This window comes from Bacillus haimaensis (assembly GCF_048270625.1).
GTDB classification, from domain to species: domain Bacteria; phylum Bacillota; class Bacilli; order Bacillales; family Bacillaceae_I; genus Sutcliffiella_A; species Sutcliffiella_A haimaensis.
In genome coordinates this window covers 3,090,863-3,113,284 of sequence record NZ_CP158164.1, presented here as the reverse complement: position 1 = coordinate 3,113,284, position 22,422 = coordinate 3,090,863, and the positions used below count along the sequence as shown (strand labels likewise).

Annotated in this window: 25 protein-coding genes and 2 pseudogenes; 21 read left to right on the top strand and 6 right to left on the bottom strand. The window is 37.3% G+C overall.

All coding sequences use genetic code 11. From position 1 onward, the window contains the following. The first annotated feature begins 129 nt into the window (after positions 1-129). The 5 genes and pseudogenes from ABN702_RS15930 (at position 130) to ABN702_RS15910 (ending at position 3,331) form a co-directional block, all read left to right on the top strand. Entirely contained in the window at positions 130-549 is a 420-nt protein-coding gene (locus tag ABN702_RS15930; RefSeq protein WP_417897758.1) for an SRPBCC family protein, read from the top strand. Beyond that, on the top strand, positions 550-867 hold the full coding sequence (locus ABN702_RS15925) for an ArsR/SmtB family transcription factor (protein WP_417897757.1): 318 nt from the start codon (positions 550-552) through the stop codon (positions 865-867). 237 nt (positions 868-1,104) lie between these two features. Beyond that, positions 1,105-1,518 carry a GNAT family N-acetyltransferase gene (locus ABN702_RS15920; RefSeq protein ID WP_417897756.1) on the top strand — a complete coding sequence of 138 codons (414 nt, stop codon included), beginning with the start codon at positions 1,105-1,107 and terminating at the stop codon, positions 1,516-1,518. Positions 1,519-2,049: 531 nt separating this feature from the next. Continuing rightward, positions 2,050-2,169 (top strand): annotated as a pseudogene (locus ABN702_RS15915) (excalibur calcium-binding domain-containing protein); the annotation flags it as partial. Between the two features lie 223 nt (positions 2,170-2,392). Next, the gene (locus ABN702_RS15910; protein WP_417897755.1) at positions 2,393-3,331 is read left to right on the top strand and encodes a DNA/RNA non-specific endonuclease; all 939 of its coding nucleotides are present in this window, start codon (positions 2,393-2,395) and stop codon (positions 3,329-3,331) included. A 128-nt stretch (positions 3,332-3,459) separates the two neighbouring features. Here ABN702_RS15910 and ABN702_RS15905 read toward each other — a convergent pair whose 3' ends face one another. Together ABN702_RS15905 and ABN702_RS15900 are read right to left on the bottom strand one after the other, a co-directional pair. Then, positions 3,460-4,116 carry a sortase domain-bontaining protein gene (locus ABN702_RS15905; RefSeq protein ID WP_417897754.1) on the bottom strand — a complete coding sequence of 219 codons (657 nt, stop codon included), beginning with the start codon at positions 4,114-4,116 and terminating at the stop codon, positions 3,460-3,462. Positions 4,117-4,179: 63 nt separating this feature from the next. Next, positions 4,180-5,541, bottom strand: a complete 1,362-nt coding sequence (locus tag ABN702_RS15900; protein WP_417900935.1) for a copper amine oxidase — start codon at positions 5,539-5,541, stop codon at positions 4,180-4,182. A gap of 281 nt (positions 5,542-5,822) precedes the next feature. Here ABN702_RS15900 and ABN702_RS15895 point away from each other — a divergent pair, with 281 nt between their 5' ends. The 15 genes and pseudogenes from ABN702_RS15895 (at position 5,823) to ABN702_RS15825 (ending at position 19,793) form a co-directional block, all read left to right on the top strand. Then, on the top strand, positions 5,823-6,209 hold the full coding sequence (locus tag ABN702_RS15895; RefSeq protein ID WP_417897753.1) for a hypothetical protein: 387 nt from the start codon (positions 5,823-5,825) through the stop codon (positions 6,207-6,209). A 162-nt stretch (positions 6,210-6,371) separates the two neighbouring features. Next, a complete protein-coding gene (locus ABN702_RS15890) occupies positions 6,372-6,935 on the top strand; it encodes a GNAT family N-acetyltransferase (RefSeq protein WP_417897752.1) in 564 nt (187 codons plus the stop codon). Between the two features lie 164 nt (positions 6,936-7,099). Further along, positions 7,100-7,570: a DinB family protein gene (locus tag ABN702_RS15885; protein ID WP_417897751.1), complete on the top strand. Its 471-nt coding sequence runs from the start codon at positions 7,100-7,102 to the stop codon at positions 7,568-7,570. A gap of 450 nt (positions 7,571-8,020) precedes the next feature. Further along, complete coding sequence (locus ABN702_RS15880; protein ID WP_417897750.1) at positions 8,021-12,028, top strand: S8 family serine peptidase; 4,008 nt, start codon at positions 8,021-8,023, stop codon at positions 12,026-12,028. 280 nt (positions 12,029-12,308) lie between these two features. Continuing rightward, positions 12,309-13,226: a LysR family transcriptional regulator gene (locus ABN702_RS15875; RefSeq protein WP_417897749.1), complete on the top strand. Its 918-nt coding sequence runs from the start codon at positions 12,309-12,311 to the stop codon at positions 13,224-13,226. 710 nt (positions 13,227-13,936) lie between these two features. After that, the gene (locus ABN702_RS15870; protein ID WP_417897748.1) at positions 13,937-14,482 is read left to right on the top strand and encodes a GrpB family protein; all 546 of its coding nucleotides are present in this window, start codon (positions 13,937-13,939) and stop codon (positions 14,480-14,482) included. 228 nt (positions 14,483-14,710) lie between these two features. After that, positions 14,711-15,410, top strand: a pseudogene (locus ABN702_RS15865) (nucleotidyltransferase domain-containing protein). A gap of 85 nt (positions 15,411-15,495) precedes the next feature. Next, the gene (locus ABN702_RS15860) at positions 15,496-15,879 is read left to right on the top strand and encodes a hypothetical protein (protein ID WP_417897747.1); all 384 of its coding nucleotides are present in this window, start codon (positions 15,496-15,498) and stop codon (positions 15,877-15,879) included. A gap of 142 nt (positions 15,880-16,021) precedes the next feature. Continuing rightward, a complete protein-coding gene (locus ABN702_RS15855; RefSeq protein ID WP_417897746.1) occupies positions 16,022-16,276 on the top strand; it encodes a hypothetical protein in 255 nt (84 codons plus the stop codon). Positions 16,277-16,606: 330 nt separating this feature from the next. Next, positions 16,607-16,945: an NIPSNAP family protein gene (locus ABN702_RS15850; RefSeq protein WP_417897745.1), complete on the top strand. Its 339-nt coding sequence runs from the start codon at positions 16,607-16,609 to the stop codon at positions 16,943-16,945. Between the two features lie 350 nt (positions 16,946-17,295). Beyond that, positions 17,296-17,502 (top strand): DUF5316 family protein, encoded by a 207-nt coding sequence (locus ABN702_RS15845; RefSeq protein ID WP_417897744.1) that lies wholly within the window; start codon positions 17,296-17,298, stop codon positions 17,500-17,502. Positions 17,503-17,811: 309 nt separating this feature from the next. Beyond that, positions 17,812-18,009: a hypothetical protein gene (locus ABN702_RS15840; RefSeq protein WP_417897743.1), complete on the top strand. Its 198-nt coding sequence runs from the start codon at positions 17,812-17,814 to the stop codon at positions 18,007-18,009. 51 nt (positions 18,010-18,060) lie between these two features. Next, entirely contained in the window at positions 18,061-18,273 is a 213-nt protein-coding gene (locus ABN702_RS15835; protein ID WP_417897742.1) for a PF20097 family protein, read from the top strand. 291 nt (positions 18,274-18,564) lie between these two features. Further along, positions 18,565-19,044: an SRPBCC family protein gene (locus ABN702_RS15830; RefSeq protein ID WP_417900934.1), complete on the top strand. Its 480-nt coding sequence runs from the start codon at positions 18,565-18,567 to the stop codon at positions 19,042-19,044. A gap of 188 nt (positions 19,045-19,232) precedes the next feature. Next, positions 19,233-19,793 (top strand): histidine phosphatase family protein, encoded by a 561-nt coding sequence (locus ABN702_RS15825; protein WP_417897741.1) that lies wholly within the window; start codon positions 19,233-19,235, stop codon positions 19,791-19,793. Between the two features lie 193 nt (positions 19,794-19,986). Here ABN702_RS15825 and ABN702_RS15820 read toward each other — a convergent pair whose 3' ends face one another. The 3 genes from ABN702_RS15820 to ABN702_RS15810 are packed head-to-tail and all read right to left on the bottom strand — an operon-like array spanning position 19,987 to position 20,883. After that, positions 19,987-20,172, bottom strand: coding sequence for a hypothetical protein (locus ABN702_RS15820; protein WP_417897740.1), 186 nt, complete (start codon positions 20,170-20,172; stop codon positions 19,987-19,989). Positions 20,173-20,185: 13 nt separating this feature from the next. After that, positions 20,186-20,677 (bottom strand): hypothetical protein, encoded by a 492-nt coding sequence (locus ABN702_RS15815; RefSeq protein WP_417897739.1) that lies wholly within the window; start codon positions 20,675-20,677, stop codon positions 20,186-20,188. After that, entirely contained in the window at positions 20,677-20,883 is a 207-nt protein-coding gene (locus ABN702_RS15810) for a helix-turn-helix transcriptional regulator (RefSeq protein ID WP_417897738.1), read from the bottom strand. Before ABN702_RS15810 ends, ABN702_RS15815 begins: the two co-directional genes overlap by 1 nt. 319 nt (positions 20,884-21,202) lie before the next feature. Between ABN702_RS15810 and ABN702_RS15805 the strand changes: the two genes are divergently transcribed. Next, positions 21,203-21,655: a helix-turn-helix domain-containing protein gene (locus ABN702_RS15805; protein ID WP_417900933.1), complete on the top strand. Its 453-nt coding sequence runs from the start codon at positions 21,203-21,205 to the stop codon at positions 21,653-21,655. Positions 21,656-21,938: 283 nt separating this feature from the next. On the opposite strand, the gene arr is transcribed toward ABN702_RS15805, so the two are convergent. After that, entirely contained in the window at positions 21,939-22,355 is a 417-nt protein-coding gene (gene arr / locus ABN702_RS15800; RefSeq protein WP_417897737.1) for an NAD(+)--rifampin ADP-ribosyltransferase, read from the bottom strand. Between the last annotated feature and the right edge of the window lie 67 nt (positions 22,356-22,422).

Below are 22,422 nucleotides of genomic sequence, written 5' to 3'. Positions count from 1 at the left end.
AGTAAATATTCTATATGAAGATGAGAAACCCTTTTCGGCCGCGGTTTGTTGACATGAAACCAAAAGGTGTTATATACTCAAATACGAAACCAAATGGTTTCGTATTTGAGCGGAAAAGGAGAAATTTGAATGGAGACATTACAGGATATTAAGCAAACAGTTATATTTGAAGCACCTATACAAAAAGTATGGGCTACGGTCTCAACTTCTGAAGGTATAGCGTTATGGTTTATGCCTAATGATTTTGAAGCTAGAGAAGGACATGAATTCCATGTACAATCCCCATTTGGTCCATCTCCGTGTAAAGTATTAGAAGTGGATGAACCAAACAAAATTTCCTTCTCATGGGATACAGATGGATGGGTAGTTTCTTTTCTTTTAAAAGACCTGGGCGAAAAGACAGAATTTACATTAATACATGGTGGCTGGAAATCTCCAGATACAGTTCTTCCAAAAGCAAACGAAAAGAGTTCTGTAATTCGTGAGAGAATGAATTATGGTTGGGTGGAGATTGTTAATGAACGACTTAAAAAGGTTGTGGAAGGATAAGTGACGGCAGTAAAGCATGATGTATTTCAAGCTATTGCTGACCCAACAAGAAGAGAAGTTCTCGGATTGCTTGCTAACAAAGATTTAGCAATTTCAGAAATAACATCTCATTTTCCGATTAGTCGCACAGCCATAGCAAAACATCTTCATATTCTCTCAGAAGCTAATTTAGTCAGTGGTAAAAAGGTTGGCCGAGAAAAGATTTATCAATTGCATCCAGAACCGCTAACAGAAGTAAAACAATGGTTATCTTATTATGAGCAGTTTTGGAATAACAAATTGTCAATCCTTAAACATATTGTTGAAAAAGATGATTAACATAGAAAGAGAGACATGCATATGCGGCATGTCTCTTTTTAAATAAAGAATTTGCGTTAATAATAGGGTGGTTCTCTTCTTATTTTTACTTATTTCCCTTCGCTTTCAGAAAGGAAATTCCTTTACCATGTCGAATCTCTTTTAATATTCCATCTGTTTGGAGGTTATGGTTTTGCTACTATATTTTGATATATCACCTGCCTAATAATGAAAACAAGGATTAGGAGTGGATATAGGATGAGATATACAAATAGTACTGATGAGATTATTGCGAATATGCTGAAGGGTTTTTTTGTGGGTTGGCCGAAGCCTCCAAATGCCGAAGCGCACTTAAAGCTTTTGAAGAATAGCAGTAAAGTGGTTCTGGCACTAGATGAGGATGCGAATCAAGTCATAGGCTTTATAACGGCGATTAGCGATGGCGTTTTGTCTGCATATATTCCGTTCCTTGAAGTATTGCCGGAGTATAAAAATCAAGGCATCGGCAAGGAGCTAGTAAAGCGGATGCTAAAGGAGCTAGATCATATCTACATGATTGATCTATGTTGCGATGATGAAGTAGTACCATTTTACGATAAGTTCGGCATGATCAAATCAAACGGAATGCTTGTGAGGAATTATCAATGGCAGTCGGGTGAATTGAACGAATAGCTATTTGAATATGCTCGGAGGAGTGAGGAAGCAGAGAACGTCCCCTGCTTCCAAAGAAAAAATATTATGGGGGTTATTGAGTTGAAAAAGTATTTAGTAGGGTTATTTGCATTATTATTAATTTTGAGTTTAGTGGCTTGTTCATCTGAAAGTTCGAATACCTCAAAAGCAGAGGATAAGAATGAGGATCAGGTTTCTGAGGACAAGGAAGAGGCAGAAGAGGAAGCTAAAGCGAAGGCAGAAGCAGAAGCCAAAGCGAAGGCGGAAGCAGAGGCCAAAGCGAAGGCAGAAGCAGAGGCTAAAGCGAAGGCAGAAGCAGAGGCTAAAGCAAAGGCAGAAGCAGAAGCCAAAGCGAAGGCGGATGAAGAAGCCAAAGATAAGGCAGAAGCAGAGGCTAAAGCGAAGGCAGAAGCAGAGGCTAAAGCAAAGGCAGAGGCAGAAGCCAAAGCGAAAGCAGAGGCAGAAGCCAAAACGAAGGCAGAAGCAGAAGCCAAAGCGAAGGCGGAAGCAGAAGCAGCTGCAGCTGAATCAGAACACTTTGCCAATTGTACGGAACTAAGAAAGAAATATCCAAATGGCGTAGCTTCTGATCATCCAGCCTATCAACCTAAAATGGATAGAGATAAAGATAATTTTGCTTGTGAAAGATAGTACTGTATGATGAATAATCCCTTCTCAAATAATGAGTTGGGATTATTTTTTATTTAATTGAGATTCCCAATGTGAATTTGAGTCGAAAGTACTAGAAAAATAAAGTAATAAATCCTGTTTATTGGAATATAATGATAGTTGATAAGAATCTACTAATCTCGTTAAAATGAAATAATCGTGATTTTTAGAATGAACAACATGAAATTACAATAGGGGAGTCAAAATGAAAAAGAAAATGAACTATTTAATGTTACTGTTATCGGCCATCATGATGGTTGGTTGTACCAACGTAGAAGATGCATCCAATACAGATGGAGAAATAGACTCACAAGCTGTAACCACAGTTAACACAGATGATAATAGTGAAAAAGAAGAAGCTGTCACTACGGTTGTTGAGGAACCAGAAGTAGAGGAAACACCAACTCAACCCAATGATGAATTGTTCGCAGGATACACACTTATTGAAGTTGATGGTGGTGATTTGTCTGGATATCGTGAACCTAACGTCGTTGTTGACATTGGTTATGGGGACCGTGAATATTGGGCATTCACTAATGAATATGGGCAACTGGTACGTGTCATTGCTGATGAAATCATTATACAAGATGACCAGAACGAACCTGTATTATCGTCTGGCAGATACTACTCTGATGAGGCAAAGGTTCCTGGTGTCGAAAGTGACGTTTTAGATGAAGGACATATCATTGCTGATTCTCTCGGAGGGGTATCGAATGCTTATAATATTACCCCACAAGATAGTGCCCTCAACCGACATGGTGATCAAGCTTATATGGAAGAAGTGATCCGTAAAGCAGGTGGGGCCACCAATTTTGAAGCAATTATCACATATCCGGATACGGAAACGCAGATTCCTTCAAGTTATCAGTATACCTACACTTTAATGGGTAACAGGATCATTGATAGATTTGACAATGTGAACCCTGATGAAGTAAACGCAGAACTCGGTTTAACAAACAGTGGGCCAACTGATTCCACTACTTCAGACACAGACGGAGATATTTCCAGTGTTGATACAAACGGTAATGGCAAGGTGACAATCAAAGAAGCAAAAGAAGCAGGTTTCAGTATGCCAATAACGAGTGATCATTGGCTCTATAAATATATGGACGATCGAGATGGTGATGGTCTAGTGGGTGAGTAAGCCCCTGGAACTTTGTGGCAAAATAAATGAATAAAGAAGATTTTTCTCGTTGGAAGATGTATAACCATTTGCGAATATAAAAAGATTCAAATTGAAAAGCCGCCTCCCATCAGGGAAAGCGGCTTTCCTCACTTCTTCAAACTACTATAAACCACCAACCGATCCGAATACTCCCGCACACTCCGATCAAATGTCCCAGTACATGTAATCAAATTCAAATTACTCTGAAACGAATAATCAAAAATTGCATCCACCGGCGCTTCGCCTTCCCCATAGGTCTCAATCCGATCCACTACATAAGTAAGGGAATCTCCTTCTTTGTTTAACACTTGAATTTCATCCCCTGGCTCCAGATTCTTTAACTCAAAGAAAACAGCCGGTCCGTTTCTGCTGTCGACGTGGCCGGAGATGACGGTGTTGCCGCGTTCGCCTGGCATGGGTCCTTCGCTGTACCAGCCGACGGTTTCGAAGGATTCGGGTACGCCCATTTGGCCATTTTCGATGACGCCTACTTGTTCGACGGTTGCATCGACGCCGATAGCCGGGATGACGATGCGGTGTGGTTCGATGATGTTACGTTCTTCTTTGACTACTTTCCCGTTCTCATTGGTGGAGGGGGTGCGGGTGGGGATGGCTGTTCTTTCTCTTTCCGGTGCAGCCGCTTCTGTGGTGGCAGTCTCGGTTTTTTGGGTTTCTTTTTGATTCGCGTTGTTCGCAGTATCGTTTGCGGATGAGCATCCGGCAAGTAGTAGAAGCATGGTGGATAGGATGATAAGGTGCTTCATGGTTAGCGACTCCTTTTTGGATAATAGAAAGAGAGGGAGGACCCTCTCTCAACTATCACTCTATTATTGTTGGTTACTAGCTTTTCTTCTAGCAATCACAGTCAAGGCTACTAGAGCAGAGATGACGCCGGCAATGCTCCACATGATAGCAGGGTTCATGCCAGTTGTTGCTGCTCCACCCATACCGGCGTTCGGCATGTCGGATGGCATGTCGTGTGCGAATTTGTCAGGATATTGGTCCACAATTGCACCTGACATCATTTCGCCAACACCGAACATATGCGCATAAGCTTCACGGATCGTGTTGTAGGCAGTTTCATAGTCGCCTTCGTTATAGCTGTTGAATGCCTTTAGTAACTCATCGATATGCATTTGCAATCCAGCTTCCAAGTCTTCAGCTTTCAGTCTTCCTTCAGTTGCTGTTTCAAGGAATGCTGCTTGTTCCACTTTGTACTCTTCAAGCTCGGCCAATGCCATTTCTTTACCTTCTTCGTTCTCTTCAGCTGTTGCTACCACATAGTCTACAAAATAACCGATATGGCTGCTCCAGATCTCTTCGAATTGTGCTCCGCCTTCTTCACCATAGACAGATGCTACTGCTGCAGAAAGGTCAGTCGTGTTTCCGCCTAATGCTGCTGCGGATGCTTCAAAGTCGCCAGCTCCGTCAATACCCTTTTGCATCGCAAGTATTGCCAGTGCAGCATGCTCGGAGAATAGGTGGTTTAAGTCAGCGCGTAAGTCTGCTGCCGGGGTATCGACGCTCGTGTTCTCGAACTTTTCCGGGAACTGATCTGTGATTGCCCAAGATAGACCTTTGCCAGGTGCATACATATGCTCAATAGAATGTCTCAGGTTCTCATATGTTTTATCAAAGTCGCCAGTTACGTAGTTATCAAATGCCCATACAAGCTGTTCCACGTGCATTTTCAATCCTGCTTCAAGTTCTGCAGCCTTTAAGCGGCTTTCAGTTGCAGTGTCGAGGAATGCTGCCTGTTCCACTGTATATTCATCAAGCTCGGCTAATGCCGCCTGTCTTCCTTCTTCATTATCTTCAGCAGTCGCTGTCACATAGTCGACGAAGTAGCCGATATGGCTGGTCCAGATCTCCTTGAATGCAGCTCCGCCTTCATCTCCATATACGGATCCGACTGCTGCTGACAAGTCATCAGCGTTTTCATTCAATGCACCAGCTGCCTGTTCGAAATCCTCTGCTCCATCAATTCCTTTTTGCATCGCGACAACTGCCAGGAATGCATGTTCAGAAAGTAATGCATCCAGGGAAGCGCGAAGGTCAGATGCTGGTGTTGATACGGAAGTCATATGGTCACCATGCGTTCCATGATCCTCTGCATTCGCTACTCCATACGCTGGTAGTAATAACCCAACACTTAACGGTACGGCAATCATTGCTTTTTTCCAGTTCACATTTTTCTTCATCTACAAACACTCCTTTATGATTTGGTTTCAACTACCTAACGCCCCGGATCAAAATCTGGATCACTTTTTTTGAAAAAAGTTTTAAAAGTTTTTTAAACAGATTGTGAAAGCAAATGAGTTAGTGGAAGAAGGGAATTAATTGTAAGTAGAGAATAGGTAAAAGATATTCTATTAATGCGGAATGAATTTTTTTCTGTTCCACTAATTTAGCAGAATATTTGATTCAATCATATATGTTCTGGAGAACAAGGAGTCCTAGGGGGCGGAAAATGAAGAAAAAGAAAATATTATTAATTATTGGGTTAGTGTTTTCAGTTGTTTCAACATTAACAATCTACTATGCATACAACTATAAAATAATAAAAGATGAATACACTCAATTAACAATTACCATGGGAAAAACGACATACGTAATTCAGGATAATAAAAAGATTAGTGAAGTGGTCCATAAGATAAATAATAGTCCAAGGGAGTTTCAATTTCCGCCTAGTTCAGGTTTTAAGTATGATTATTACCATCATGGACTTCTAGTGTTAGAGAATGAATTGGAAAAGAAAGAGTTCAGGATTGTTTATAGTAAAAATGATCAAGTAAACGTATTAACGGAACATTGGGAGTTCAAAACAGGTTTTAACTTTAGTCAGCCCTTAGAGTAAAGGGAGAGTTTCTTTAAAAATAAAGAAAGCCTTTTTATTAAAGTAAGATAGCATTAAATCTTGATTTAAAAAAATTGGTAGAGGTGAACAGACTTTATCTTAGTTTGGTTATTTAAAAGGTTTCATTAGGTATTAACTAAAAGTTTGAGAGAGGGGAATTATATGAATCCTATTTTAATAGATGTTCCGTTACAAATAGAAACAGACAGATTAATTCTTCGAGCACCACAACAAGTTGGTGAAGGGAATGTAGTACACCAAGCTATTAAGGATTCAATTAATGAGTTAAAGCAATGGTTGGTTTTATTCCAGGCAATTCCTACTGTTGAAGAAACAGAAATTCTCCTGAGAAACGCCTATATAGATTTTTTGAAAAGAGAAAGCTTTCGCTATCTTATCTTTCATAAAGGTACTAATGATTTTATTGGAACTGCTAGCCTTCACAGAATTAATTGGAAGATTTCTAAATGTGAAATTGGATACTGGATTAACTCGCAATTTAGTGGCAATGGATATATGACAGAAGCAGTAAGTGAGTTAACTAACCTTGGCTTTTTGCAACTCAAATTTAGAAGGATTGAAATAAGATGTGAATCAACAAACTATAAAAGTCGTTCGATTCCAGTGAAACTAGGTTTTGAATTAGAAGGAACCTTAAGAAATGATGATTTATCCTCAGATGGTAGTAAGCTAACTGACACTTGTATTTATTCAAAAATAAAGTAAGCTTTTTGAATGAGGATTCCACTTAAAATAAAGAATATGTTTCTAAATAATATCCTATTCAATTTCCAGGAGCGTTTCTGGAGTATGAAGAGGGAAAAAGTTTCAAGAAGATTATTAAATTTGGTAGTTTAGAATTTATTTACGTATACGAGGAGTGACCAAAAGTGAAGGAGTTAATTGAAGAGTATGGTCAGGGATATGAGATGATACGAAAATCTATTGAAGGACTCACTGAAGAGGGGGTTCGATTTAAACCTGCACCTGATAAATGGAGTATTCATCAAATATTAATTCATATTGCGGATTCCGAATTAGTTTCTACGCAAAGGATAAAAAAAGTCTTGGCTGAGGAAGAACCTATTTTGTTTTCTGTTGACCAGGACGCTTGGGCGAATGGCTTGGATTATAATCAGTTGGACCGTGAACAATACCTTCAGCTTTTCAAAATACTTCGTTCTAGCATGCTGCCAATACTGAGGAGTCTTTTACCTGAAAAAGGTGAACGGGTGGGAGTGTATCCCGATGCCGGAAAGTTCACTGTCAAACAATTGTTGGAATATCGTGTTAAACATGTGCAAGGGCACCTCTCTCAAATTGAACAGGTAAGGAAGGCGTACCAGAAGAATCAGGCTTAAAATCTATTTTTAATGCAATAGTGGATATCTTCAGCAGTTGCTATCACATAGTCTACGGTCATTTCTTCGTATTCAAGGATCTGGACGGGAATATAATCATGGTGTGCCAGGACTGAATATTGAAGACTAGAAATTTTAATAAACGAAAAAACTCGTCATGAAAATGTTGACGAGTTTTTTTAGTGTTCTTAAATCAATCAATATCTAAAATGACGAGTTGTCGTTTCATTCTTTCATTTCTTTAAAATGGGTTTATGAGAGTGCAAAAAGATAGGGCATTAGTGTCAATCAAAAAACCGAATCGATTCAATCAAAAATCCTGTATTGTTAATATTTCTGAATAATACTACTATTTAGACTAGAAAAACAAAGGAGGGATTTCAACCAGATTGTAAACTGGGAAACTTTAGTAGATTTAACAAAGTGAAAATGGAGAGGAGTTCACCCATCTTGGCCAAAAAGAATAACTTTTTTCATCTTAAATTACGGTTACTAGTATCCATCATGTTATTAATCAGCATAGTCGTTCCGTATACTACTATCGCATATGGTAATTCAGTAGAGAGTAAGCCAATCTCAGCTATAAAAACCACTTCGGTTGAAAATAAGATAGATTCTAAGCTTCATAAACAATTTAAGGATCAGGATAAGATCACATTTTTATTAAAGTTTGAAGATCAGGTTGATACAACTAGAGTAGCAATCGAAGCGGCAGAAAAAGCAAAAGAACAGAAACTCACGGAAGCAAGTGCAAAACTTCAGGTCCGTTCTGCCATTGTTTCAACATTACGAAATACTGCAATGGAGACTCAAACTGGAGTAATGGAATATCTAGAGCAAGCAAAGCTAAAAGGCAAAGTAGAAAAAATCCAATCTTTCTATGTGGTAAATGCAGTAGCAGTAACCGCAACAAAAGATGTGATGGACAAATTGGCAACATATCCGGAAGTTGCAAAGATATTGCCAAATGAAACGCGGCAATTAATTACACCTATTCATAATGAGAAAACAACATCTGCTGCAAATTCATCATCGGTGGAATGGGGAGTTGAACGAGTAGGGGCCCCTCAAGTATGGGAGATGGGAATCGATGGAGCAGGGGTCGTGGTAGCCAGTATTGATACAGGTGTTCAGTGGGACCATCCTGCTTTAATGGAAAAATACCGTGGTTACAATCCAGCGAATCCAAATCAGGCAGATCATCATTTAAACTGGTTTGATGCTGTCGGGGGAAAGGGAACTCCATATGATGATGTAGCTCATGGTACTCATACGGTTGGGACCATGGTTGGCTCAGAGTCTGATGGAAGTAACCAGATTGGTGTGGCCCCAGGTGCAAAATGGATCGCTGTTAAAGCATTCACTGCACGCGGTGGGATGGATGTTGACTTGCTCGAAGCTGGAGAGTGGATATTGGCGCCAAAAGATGCGGAAGGTAATCCCCATCCTGAACTGGCTCCTGATGTAGTAAACAATTCCTGGGGCGGTGGGCCAGGTCTGGACGAATGGTATCGCCCAATGGTCCAAAATTGGCGGGCAGCCAATATCTTCCCTGTTTTTGCAGCAGGGAATAACGGTGCTAAGGGAGGGATTGCGTCTCCGTCAAACTATCCTGAATCTTTCGCAGTAGCAGCAACGGATCATGACAATACCTTAGCATATTTCTCATCCCGTGGACCAGGACCATATGATGAGACGAAACCGGATGTTTCAGCACCTGGTGTAGACGTTCGTTCAGCTGTACCAAACAATGATTATGACTTTATGAGTGGTACATCAATGGCAACGCCTCATATTACAGGAATTGTTGCGTTGTTAAAGCAAACAAATGCATCCTTGACAATTGACCAAATTGAGGACATTCTGACAGTTGCTGCCATCCCATTGACAGACTCAGAATATTCATCTTCACCAAATTACGGTTATGGACATGGGTTTGTTAATGCTTATAACGCGATAAAAACATTAAATAATGGAACTGGAAAGGTTAAAGGTGTTGTTGTCCATGACGGGAAAGACACAACCAACCCCACCTACCAGCATACCTCTCCTGATTTTGTATACGACCAGGTAGTGTTGCCATTAACAGTGGAAGTACAAGATAACATCAGCGTAGATAAAGTAGAAATTCAGTATTTAGTTGATCAACAATGGAAGACTGTACAAGCAACTCGAACTGCCGGAGACTTTAGAAACGGGACCTATCAAGCTGTAGTTCCAGGAGAGGATATAAGGAAAGGCAGTACATTTATGTATAAGTGGAATATCGTAGATTATGGTCAAAATCAAGTAACATCCTCCACTTATGATGTTGAAGTGAAGCCTGCAATCACGATTGGTTATTTTCAAGATTTAGAAACTGTTCCTGAAGGCTGGCATTCAGAAGGATGGAATAACGATTGGGAATGGGGTAGCCCAGTAGGGGGACCTGGACAAGCTTATTCAGGACAAAAAGTATATGGAACCAATGTGGATGGTCCTCACGCTGATGATTCGTATTCATATCTCGATATGCCTCCTATCGACCTTCCTGAAGGTGATTCCTACCTGCAGTTTAAGCAGTGGTATAACATTAGTCCAGATGGAGTCGACGGATCAACCGATTTTGGAGCGGTCATGGTCTCTACCGACCGTCAAAACTGGAAAATCCTATCGAAAACGGAAGCCACTGAATTTCATGAAAATGGGGTGCCTATTGAGTATACTACTGATGATTGGGTTGATGCAGAAGTTGATCTTTCTGATTATGCCGGAAAGCGGATTTATATCAGCTTCTTTATGAAAACAGTACTAACAGGATTTGATTGGGATCCTTTTGATGGCTGGTACTTGGATGACATAGCATTAACTGATAAATCTATAGTAGATAGTAAAGAAAAAAATACTGAAAAGACAACAGGAGAATTCCATACGAAAAAACAATCTAAAAATAGTATATTAGCGCCAACGGCTACAATGGTTCAACATACATCAAGTTATCCAAATGTATTGCCAATCGGTGCAAAGGTAACGCTTGTAGACTCTGGATACTCAGTCACAACTAATCCGGCAAATGGAAGTTACTCTATCACAAATAGCGCAGGAGAATTCACTCTTCGTGCTGAGGCCTATGGTTTTCATTCTTCAGACCAAGCTGTTTCGATTCCAAAAGACGGAATCGTCGAAGCGGACTTTAATCTTAAACCTTTGGGGAAAGGAACAGTAGAAGGGGTAGTCAAGGATCAAACGACAGGGAAACCGATATCAGATGCTATCATCTCATTAGTAGAGGATGCTGCAATTACACCTGTGAAAACGGATAGTAAGGGAAGATTTACGCTCACTGCCTATGAAGGTACCTATACGATACATGTGTTCAAGAGAGATTATGTTTATAAAGAATACTCTATAACACTCCAGGCGAAAAAGAATACAAAACAAAATGTCGAATTGAAAAGATTTATTGGGTTTCCCGGAGAAATCGGCTATGATGATGGAACATCAGAAAATTCATGGATTTGGTTCGATGCAAACAACGGCTTTGCTGTTCGAATGTCCTTGGAAGAAGGGGTCACGAAATCTTGGCTGACAGGCGGACTCTTTAAGGTGAATACAGAATGGCCAGACCCAGGCTCAACTAGATTTCAAGTAGAGGTTTATGATTCAACGGGTGTCAACGGAGCACCAGGTAAAAGAATCGCAGGTCCGATTGAAGCAACTGCCCAGACTGATGGAGAATGGACTCATGTCGATTTAGCGGATAAAAACATTATTGTCACTGGAGATTTCTATCTAGTCTATATACAGGCTGAATCATATGGCACAGGTTCATTACCAAGTCTCTATAGTGATAATGATAGCGCGTTCCATGACCGAAATTGGTTTTTGGAAAATTCAAATTGGGTACAAAATACAGAACCAGTATATGGAAATATGATGATTCGAGCGGTTATGAATAATGCAATCTCTGCACCTATTATTGAAACACCAGAGGATAATACGCATACGAATCAAGAAAAGATTATGATAGAGGGGACAGCAATCCCTGAAAGCACGGTTACGATTCAAAGTAACGGTAAAAAGGTAGGAACCGGCAAAAGCAAACAGGACGGTACCTTCAACATCTCGGTTAAATTGAAAAATGGCTTGAATACGTTAACCGCTACTGCCTTGACGAAAGAAGGAAGTACGGATCCATCTTCTCCAGTCAATATTATTTTAGATCAGAAGAATCCTTCCTTAACCATAGAGAAAATAAAAGGCCATTTTGAAGAAGGGGATGAGGTCATCGTACGTGGTACGGCAAAAGACGAATATTTAGATAAGGTTTTCATTCATGGTGAAGAAGCAGAAGTAGATTCAAAAGGAGTTTTCCACCATCGGGTTGTGCTTAAAAAGGGGATCAATACGATTACCGTACAGGCGACTGATAAAGCTGGAAACATAGAGAGAAAAACGATTCAAGTTCAAGCCAAATAAATTGGTGTGCAGTTTGAAATATATTAAGTCAAAGGGAAAGTGATAGTTTGATTTGGGACAGTTCACTGATATAAAGATAGGTGAACTGTCTCTTAAATTTGAAATCATATTGTTAGTTTTAGTCTATTAGAACTATTTTGTTAAATTCATAAACTCATTATCCTTGATATGAAGAAAAAAGAGAATTTTATAATAGCTTTGTAAAATATTTCGAATAGTATATTTTATGAGTTTTGCATTAAAATGGATTTACATACATCAAGAGAGTGGGTGGGGAATATTGGAATTGAGACAATTAGAACATTTTATGGCTCTTTGTGAAGAAATGCACTTTACAAAGACTGCTGAAAAACTAAGAATTGGGCAACCTACTTTAAGTTATCAAATGAAAGCATTAGAAGACGAACTTGGAGTTCGGTTATTTGATCGCTTAGGGAAGAAAATAGGTATTACAGAATCTGGTAAAATCCTCCTTGAACACAGCAAAATGGTATTCGCTAATCTAGAAAGTGCTAAAGAACAAATAGGAGAGCTTCAGAATGTCAAAAGAGGAAAACTAGTAATCGGAACCCTGTCAGGAGATCTAAATCATATTGCATCCGCGGTATTGTTAGAATTTCATTCCCTATACCCAGATGTACAAATACAGATTTTCTCCTTAGATGATGTGGTTGAAAAGGTTATACAAAATGAATTTGATTTGGCCTTGACGCTTATGCCAGGAAAAGATGAAAGGTTAACAAACATTTCATTATACGAAGAAGAATTTTTCTTAGCTGTTCGAAGGGATCATGTTTGGTCAGATAGAAATGCCATAGATTTTAAAGAGATTCAGCACATACCCTTGATATTAAATCCTAAAGGTCACTTTTTTAGGCAATTATTAGAAGCTGAGTGTAATGCATCAGGAATTCAAATCCGACCAATCATTGAATCAACTGATTCCATGTCAATTTTGAATCTAGTTAAAGAAGGGATAGGGGCTACAATTATATCTAATACTCTTTTTTCTCTGGAAAATAAAGGGGAATTGAAGGCGATACGGATTATGAATCCAGCTATTATTAGGGAAGTCACGATCGTGCACCATAAACAAAAACACATTGGAAAAGCAGCAAAAGGTTTTATTGATTTATTGATTTCACATGTGAATAGATTTAATGTAGGTGTTTATAATCATTTACTAGGTATTAAATAAAAGAAATTTAGCATGTATTTTTAAAAAAAGCTATAATAAATTCCGTTTTTCGAACAATTCAAGCCAGTTTCAATTCATGCGTTTAATGCAAGAAAATTAATCTCGTCTTAGGACTTTAAATCCGTAACTTACCTATTAGTAAGTTAATATATGGAAATGAATAACAGAAATAAAATAGCATAAATGATTCTATAGATCTTCAGTTTATAGTTGTCACTATATTTTCCAGCATTAAGGGAGCGATGTTATATCGACGGGTTCTGGATGACGATGTATTTGTCCGTGTAATAAACCTGGTTTGCTTGAAAAATAGAGGATACGTTCCTCTACAGGTACTTTAAAATAAAATCGTAATGCGGAGACTTTGCTGAAATGGAAAAACAAATAAATTTGAGTGTGAAAGAGAGTAATAATCGCTCTCTTTCTTTTTATTCTATAAATCTATCGCACCAGCCATCATTTCGCCTACACCGAACATGCTGGTGTTGATGCGGAATTCTTATGGTTAACAATCCAAGGAGAAATCTACTAGTTTACACGTGGTGTTTTAGCAGGATTTCCTGCAACGGCGTTAATGCTGGTAATGGCCATTTTGTAGGGAAGGAGAAAATGTATGAATGGAGAATAAAGAAAAAGTAGAATGTTTAGGTCACATAACGTAAAACCATTTTAGCAAATGATTAAAAATAAACAGTTTGAGGGTGAGTAAGATGGAGAATATTCATGATAAGAACACATGGCCAGTTTGGGCTACTGAAACAATAGAAATTGTTGAACCGAATCCAAGATGGATCAAAAAGGGTGAGCATGAAAAAGCGTTACTTCTAGATATTCTTACTCCTTCAGGTATAACTGAAATTCAACATTATGGAAGTACATCTATTCCGAATTTACCATCTAAGCCTATCATCGATTTAATGGCCAAAATTGATTCATTCGAAACGGTAAAAGACATAGCTTCATTGTTAGTTGATTACAATTGGCATTATGTACATCCTGATTTAGATCAACGCTCGTGGCAAAGGTTCTTTGTGAAAGTAACTAACAACAAACGAGTAGTACATCTACATCTATTGCTTGAGGGGGATGAACGGTGGGATATGCAGCTACTGTTTCGAGACCGATTACAATCTAATCAGCACCTTGTTAATGAGTATGCTATCCTTAAAAAAAATTTAGTGAAAAAATATAGTAATAATCGTGAGTTGTACACTAAGGCTAAAACAGAATTTATTAATTCAGTTCTTAGACTATAATTATCAACCCAATTAATGGCGGCGATTCTTTAAGGTACGTTCTTGAAATTTTCAGCGATACATAATTGTTTTGTTCCCTATCATTTACTCAACAATATGGCGCGTTTCATTAATAAGAAGGAACGCCTATTTAATACAGTAAGATGGCATTATATCTTGAAATAGGTTTTTTTTGACGAATTTATCTTGGGAATGAAAAAATGGGTAGAGGTGAACAGAATGAAGAGGATTGATCCAGTTGAAGCAGCGAAACAATTTATAGATAAGCACTTTTCAAATTGCCAAGGGGCTTTATTAGCAGGAAGTGTAGTTAGGGGAGAGGCAACAGAAACTTCCGATCTTGATATTGTCGTTTTTGATAAAAGACTTCCTTCATCATATAGAGAGTCTATGTTTGACTTTGGATGGGCAATAGAGGTATTTGTCCATAATTTAACTTCATACAAATATTTCATCGAAATGGATTGCAAAGCCTTCGATGCCAAGAATGATTTCTGAAGGGATTATTTTAAGAGATGAAGGAATATTAGAATCTATTAAAAATGAAGCGAAAGATATATTAGAGAAGGGACCTGAAATATGGTCTGAAGAAACTGTTAGAACAAAGCGATATTTTATAACCGATGCTCTTGATGATTTTTTAGGAAGTATAAATAGAGCTGAAGAAATATTCATAGCTAATACATTAGCTGATCTTGTTCACGAATTTGTTTTAAGAACTAATCGCCAATGGATTGGTTCTTCAAAATGGATTATCCGTGCTTTGAATCGATATGATGAGAAATTTTCCGTAGAGTTCGTAGAAGCATTTGATGTTTTTTATCAAACAGGTGAGAAAAATAAGGTTGTTCAATTAGTAGATAAGGTGTTGGATCCCTATGGGGGACGTTTATTTGAAGGATTTTCTCTGGGAAAAGAAAATCCATAAAACCGTTTTAAGCAATCGGGCTGTTTTGTTGAAGAACGGATTTTATAAAAGTATCTTAAATAAAAACTAATAAAGGGGTGATTAGATGAGAAAGGTTGGATTTTTACTAGGTTTCGTAATAGCTATTATTTGTGTGTTCATATTTGTAAATAAACTATACTATCCCTCTCTTCCAATAGAAAATTTATCAGCGAAAGAAGCTATTGAAAAACTAAAAGAATCGGATAGTAAAATAGCTGAAATTGCAGTAGAAGGGGATTTTATTTGGTATATCACAAGTAGTAAGAATAAAGGTATATCGATTGCTGATGAAAATATTAAACAAATGGTTGTATCAAATGGATGGGAATTTAAAGATAAAGATGGTGCTGGTCTATTCTTTGAAAAAGACGATAAAAGTTTAATTGCGACCACACAAATGTGGACTGAAAATTATGTTCTCGTTAAAATTCCGAGTAATTTTAAATAATCTTGCGTTTGCTGAACAAGCAGCCGCTCTTTGTTCAAGTAAAGGGAGCGATTGCAGTACAGCGTGAATGCAATTTCTGGAGAGAACCGTCCCCTGCTTCCTAAAAAAATTTATCAATATAACTTGCACGAGGGGGATATGTATGAGAACTAATTTTAATCTATTATTACTTGTTATCTTTTCGTTTGGGATAACTCTCGGTTGTAGCAACGAAACTGTCAAACCTAATAGTCCTGAAAACACTACTTGGTTAATGAAATTAGCAATAGATAATGTGATTATGAAAGTTTTAACTCTTTATTTTCTGATGGGAGGAAAGGGAGTATTACCGAAAGTGATTTCAAAGATCTTAAAGATAAAACGACAGCACGTGCTGGGTACACAAGGTATGAATTAGTAACCTTTGATAATGGAGAGATGCTGTTGGTAAGGCTTACGGCACCTGATGGAAACAATGAAATGGAAATAGAAGATGTGATTGTTGTTCCAGAAGATATGAAAGAATTATTCAATTAATAGAATTTGTTATTAAAGTAACTGCTAGAGTTAAATAACTAGGAGCCAGCTGCAACTGCCTTAGGCACGATTCAGTAAAAAGGGTTGTGTCAACTTTTTTCTTTGAGTATCTTAACTTCTGGAATTGCTGATTTTATTAATACTCTAAATTTGAAAATATTGTTATTAAGGAAAATAGCCCTTAGTTGAATATTTATTTGGAGGTTCAGATATGTTTTATCGAAGAAAATTTTATACTGTAAAGAGTGATTTTGTTGAAGTGTTCAATGCTCATTTCAACAATACAAACTTACCTAATCAATTAAAACATGGAGCACGCTTGGTAGGGCGATGGATGAGGGATAACAAGGACAATACCGTTGAAATCTTTGCCATTTGGGAATATGACAGCTATGAAGATTATTTGGAAATTGAAACAAATGTAAAAAGTGATAAAATACATGTTCAAAGGATTAAAGATTGGTACGAGTACAATGGTGGTAGAGAACATGTACTCAGTCAGTACATACTTGAAGTTAAAAATGAAGCAGTAGAGTCTACATTAAAATAATTCATCTTTTCCGATCGAGAGCTTAAATTGAGTAAGAATTGCGTTCTATCTTTGTATATAGAACCATTTGAAAAAGGATTGTCTGAATGTGATGAAGAATAATTACTTTTTTATATGGAAAGAAAAACAAATCTAATTCTAGGTTCCATATTTATATTAAATTATCTACTTAAGTGATAATAGGGATAATTATACATTTGTTTTCGGAATAATAGTATATAAATTTAAGAAAAGAAAGTAACAAGCTATTCATTTAAAGGGAGTAAGCCTCTCTTTTTGTATTTTATTATCTGAAATTTGAGACTATTTAAGTTTATTAAAGGTATATTATAGAAGGGAGAGTGATAAATATGTTACAGGCTTTTCTAATAATTAGTGTTATAGGTATCGTTATTTCAGGAGTTTTTTTGGGAGTATGGACGAGCGGGCAACAACAAAGAGCAAATTTTCATTCGGAGACTACAGGACACAGAAGCTTTAGAACAAAGATAGGGTTATTTTCTGGTTTAGTGGGACTAGTTTCATTAGGCATATCAGCATTGTTATTTTACATTTAAGAGTCAATAAATTTGAAACAACTTATTGCACGAAGGGTAGCGATAGTTACATATTGTGATCTCCTTTCTTAATAGAGGGAGAATTGTTGATGGATTTTGTAAAGGTGGAGGTTAAATATGAAGAATAAGCAGGCAACATTTTGGTCAGTAATTGCTATCATACTAATCTTATTTTGGTTGTTTACAAGGTAACAAATATCTTCAACAATCGGGAGCAAGAGTAAAACAAGGAGATATAGTGGGCAGCCTCTATTAAAGGGTTAGGTTAATATAACGTGTCATCAGTAAAAAAATTATGGGGGAGAAATAATGATAGCTCTTGGATACATAGTACCAACTATAATAGCTCTTTTTCTTATTGGACCTTTCGCACCACTAGTTGGAATGATAGTTGGATTTTTTACTCACATCATTATATTACTTATAAGGATATCAAAGAAATTAGATAAAATATGGAGTAGGTTAGAAGGTAAAGAAAATAATATTTTTTTGAAAAACATCACTTAATTTAGTGGGAGCGATAGCTAAGGGGGATGCGAAAGGATGGCGTGACTAAATATGAACGATATTGTAAGATGCCCTGAATGCAGTAATGAGGGGAAGCAGGGATATATTTTTTCTCCTCGCAGAATATGTTGGTCAGAATCGGCTGATTCAATCATCGCTGATTTTGGTAATGAAATATTAATAAAAGATGCGATTTTTCGAATAAGTAAAATTCCAGCATTTAGATGTGAAAAATGTAATTTAGTTATTTTTAAATACAAATAAAATAATGATATGAAAAAAGGTCTTTTAAAGCCTCACTTTTTTTAAACAAACGGGAGCTATTCTCAGATAAGAGGCGCTCTTTTTCTTTTTGCATATTTTCTAGAATAAAACTTTGTAAGCTAATAAAGCAGAATAGCTAGGGAGTACTGTTTTTTACCGAAAAAATATATGAATGTTTGGTAAAATAAAAACATGAAAACAGATATGAGATTGTTGATGTTTTTTGAGCCTATACCTTGAACTAGTGGTGAATAGCAATACTTCAAGGATAAAAAGAAGGAGGATGAAATGATGAATGGATATGGTACACTACATGAGTCAAACAGTCGTTACACTTTAAGATTTGAACGATTTTTTCCTCATAATTCAGAAGAGGTTTTCCTTATCATTACGAATCCTAGTTTCTTCTCCCAATGGTACCCTTTCGCAACCGGGGAGATGGATCTCAGAATCGGTGGCCAGATTGCCTTCGATGACGGCGAAGGAACCACATATAATGGTACAATTACAGAGTTAGAAGAACCATATTTATTTGGTTTCCGTGAAGTTGATGATATGATAAATATTTCATTGGAGGAAGAGGATGAAGGTTGTCGAATGATCTTTACCCATACATTTAACGATGATTCATGGGCAGTTAATACTGCCGCAGGATGGCATAGGTGTCTGGATGTATTAGTCCAAATCGTCAATGGTAAACCAATTCAATGGCACGATAACTCAACTAAGCTGCGTAAAATCTATAGTGAAGCATTTTATATGGAACGTTAAAACATTATATAAAGTTATTCTATTATAGGGCGCTTACCTGGAACAAGGATAAGCGCACCTTTTCTTTTTTTTTTAGGGGTGGAATTTGTAGGAGAAAAAAGGAAATTAGATTTTTTATCTTAAAATGTAAGTTATGCCAGAAAAGGGAAGGGTTGTGGAATAAGAATAAAGTTTAAGGAGAGGACATTTTGTTAACAAATCTGTACTTTGTAAGACACGCTCATTCTATCTATACTCCAGAAGAACTTAAAAGACCTTTATCCAAAAAAGGTTTGTCTGACATAGAAAAAATTAATCAACAACTTATCAAAGAAAGCATAGATTATGTCATTTCAGGTCCGTATCTACGAGCAGTTCAAACAGTAGAAGGTGTAGCAAAGAGTATTGAAAAAGAAGTTATTATGGAGAATGCTTTTAAAGAGAGGCAATTGTCTTCAGGCCCTGTTGAAGATTTTCAGTTAGCTATCACAAAAGTCTGGCAAGAGCCTTCATTTTGTTGGGAAGGCGGAGAATCTAATGTAGTTGCTCAAAAACGAGGAGTTGAGTCAACTTTAAAAGTCTTAGAAAGATATGAAGGTAAAAACATTGTAATAGGAACACACGGTAATATTATGGTTCTTATTATGAATTATTTTGATAATAATTATGGCTTTGATTTTTGGAATGAACTCAATATGCCTGATATTTATAAACTTTCTTTTGATAAATCAGAATTGAAAGAGGTAAATAGAATTTGGAGCAAGGATTAAATTTATTCAACGGGAGCAATTGAAGCACACCGTGATGGCAATTTCTTATTGGAACAATTAGGGAAAATCGGTGAAGGACAGTAATGTGTATGAGCAGTGAGCAGTGGGGACGGTTCTCGTGCTTTCTTCGAAGTTCGAAGGAAGCAGAGAACCGTCCCCTGCTTCCTCCTATTGCCCCTGACCTGTTTATGGACTATTGCTTTTTCATAATACCTGCTGCTTGAAGCTTTGCTAATAGCTCGTTAAAGTCTGCTACTAACTCAGGTAGTGTAGCTGCAGTAGAGTCAGCTTGGTGCTCTATCTGGAAACTAACCTCATCGGGTTGAATTTTAACGAGCGTGCCTAAACCTGGTATCAACTTTTTAGCCTCGTGTGTCATAGTTGCCACCTCCTTATTTCTCAAAATCCTCACCGCTTCTTTCAGGAGTTAATGCAAATATTAACCCAATTATGTTTGGTGGAACGCTAGCAAGCAGGAACCACCAGTTACCGGTAGTGACAGAAAGAATAGTAAATATAATAAGCGACACGGCCACAATGGAAATTCCGAGTTTGACTCTAGAGGGCTTCAAAGGCTCTGACATATTCATATTGATTGACAAGATCACGCCAATAATGCCCCAGCTCGCCATATGAACAAGCATAATGACAGCAAGAACGATGGGGGCCTTTAACTCCATACCGAACATGATAAAAGTAAATAATAAATAGATGGAAGCAAGTGTGAAGAACCAAGAAATGGATCGAGCCTTCTGCCAAATATGGTCATGTAATTCATCCAAACCACGCTGCTTTTTGGCCATACGGCGGCCAAACCACCAGGCTAAAATACCCATCACCGCTCCCCCATATAATCCAATCAACCCACCTATTTGTACCTCCATTATTCTTCTCCCCCTTCTTCTAAAATAAAGACCTCTTCAATGATGCAATCGAATACCTTCGAAATGTTGTATGCCAATTCGAGTGATGGGTTATATTTTCCAGATTCGATGGCAATGATTGATTGCCTTGAAACGCCTACCTTTATTGCTAGCTCTTCTTGCGTCATCTTTGTAGCTTTGCGCAGATCTTTGATTCGGTTTCTCATCGTTTCCTCAACTCCTAACACTTTTGTAAAGCTAGCTTTACAATCGGTTGTAAGTAAAGTTTACTTTACATTTCGGGTGATGTCAAGGGCGCTTTACATTGTTTGATATAGGGATCAGTTACTGGATTGATATTAACTATTAATCGCATAGGCTCAGAATCTTGATCACCAATTTTTGAAATGGACAGCTTAAATGCCAAGACCACGCTATTTATCAATAAGCAACTAGCGGTTGCGCCATAGTGCAACCAGGATTATCTTTACTTTAGGAACGGATTTTACAATAATGATGATAGATTGAAGAAGGGCGATGGATGATATGATATTTGGTGAAAAATTAAAAACGGAAAGAAAGATTAGAGGCTGGTCCCAAGAAGAACTAGCAGAAAAACTTTTTGTAAGTCGACAGGCAGTTTCTAAATGGGAGAATGGACAGAACTATCCAAGCATTGAAGTAATTATGAAAGTCAGTGACCTTTTCGGTGTTTCCATTGACGAATTGTTAAGAAGTGATGAGGAATTGAAAGAGAAGGTGATAAAAGATAGTAAGCAATTGGCATATCCGAAGCTGAAATTCACCTTTGATGTTTTATTTTTAGCAGGTGTTGCATTATTGGTGATTAAAATTGGAGTCCTTCTAATGAACAAATTAACTGATTTTAATTTTACGATGTATGGTGGATCATTCTTATGGAACTTTGGACCTTTGATCCTGATGGTCGGAGCAGGTATCGGTTCAGGTATGGTGAAGGAAAAGTATAAGGAAGATTAATGATAAATAATATTTCAAATGCACCGGATCTAAATTTGGATCACTTATTTTGAAAAATAAGCATCATGGCCAAGCATAAATCAATAATGATATTTTTTACTATTAGACTAATTATGTTTGTGAAGTAGTTAGTCTAAATATATTGTGGCGTTGGCTTAATCAAAAAAACCGGTTCCTGAATGTTGTTAGGAACCGATTTCTCTATGTTGTATTTTGCTTAAAGTTTTAAAGGCTGTTTCTTACGCTCACTCTTTAAGTTCATGACTTTATAGATGTTGAATACTTAATCGTATATTACAGCTTTTCCTTGTTCACGTAACTTATTTAAAGATGCAAGCATATGATTTACTTCTTCATCGGAATGTCTTTCCCATGAACTTAATTCAGCTACTATTTTCAAAGGCGATTTAGACCTATAAGAACGTGTTGGGTTTCCAGGGAATTTTTTGTCAGTTAAGTTCGGATCATTTTCAAATTCACCTAAAGGTTCTACAATGTAAATTCGTTCTTTTGAATCAGATGTTGCTAATTCAGCACCCCATTTAGCTGCATTTAATGTTGCAGTGAAATATATGTAGTTGGATTTCTTGTCTTGGTAATTGGATAAGTGCTGCGGTTCTAAAAGATCTCCAATTTTTAGTTCTGCTTTAGTACCATGAAAGAAAGGACCATTATCTAAGACATCTTTTTTGTCATTCATACTAATACCCCTCTTATATTTGATTTGTATATAACAGTATATGACAGGAAATTAAGAAATTGTAGTC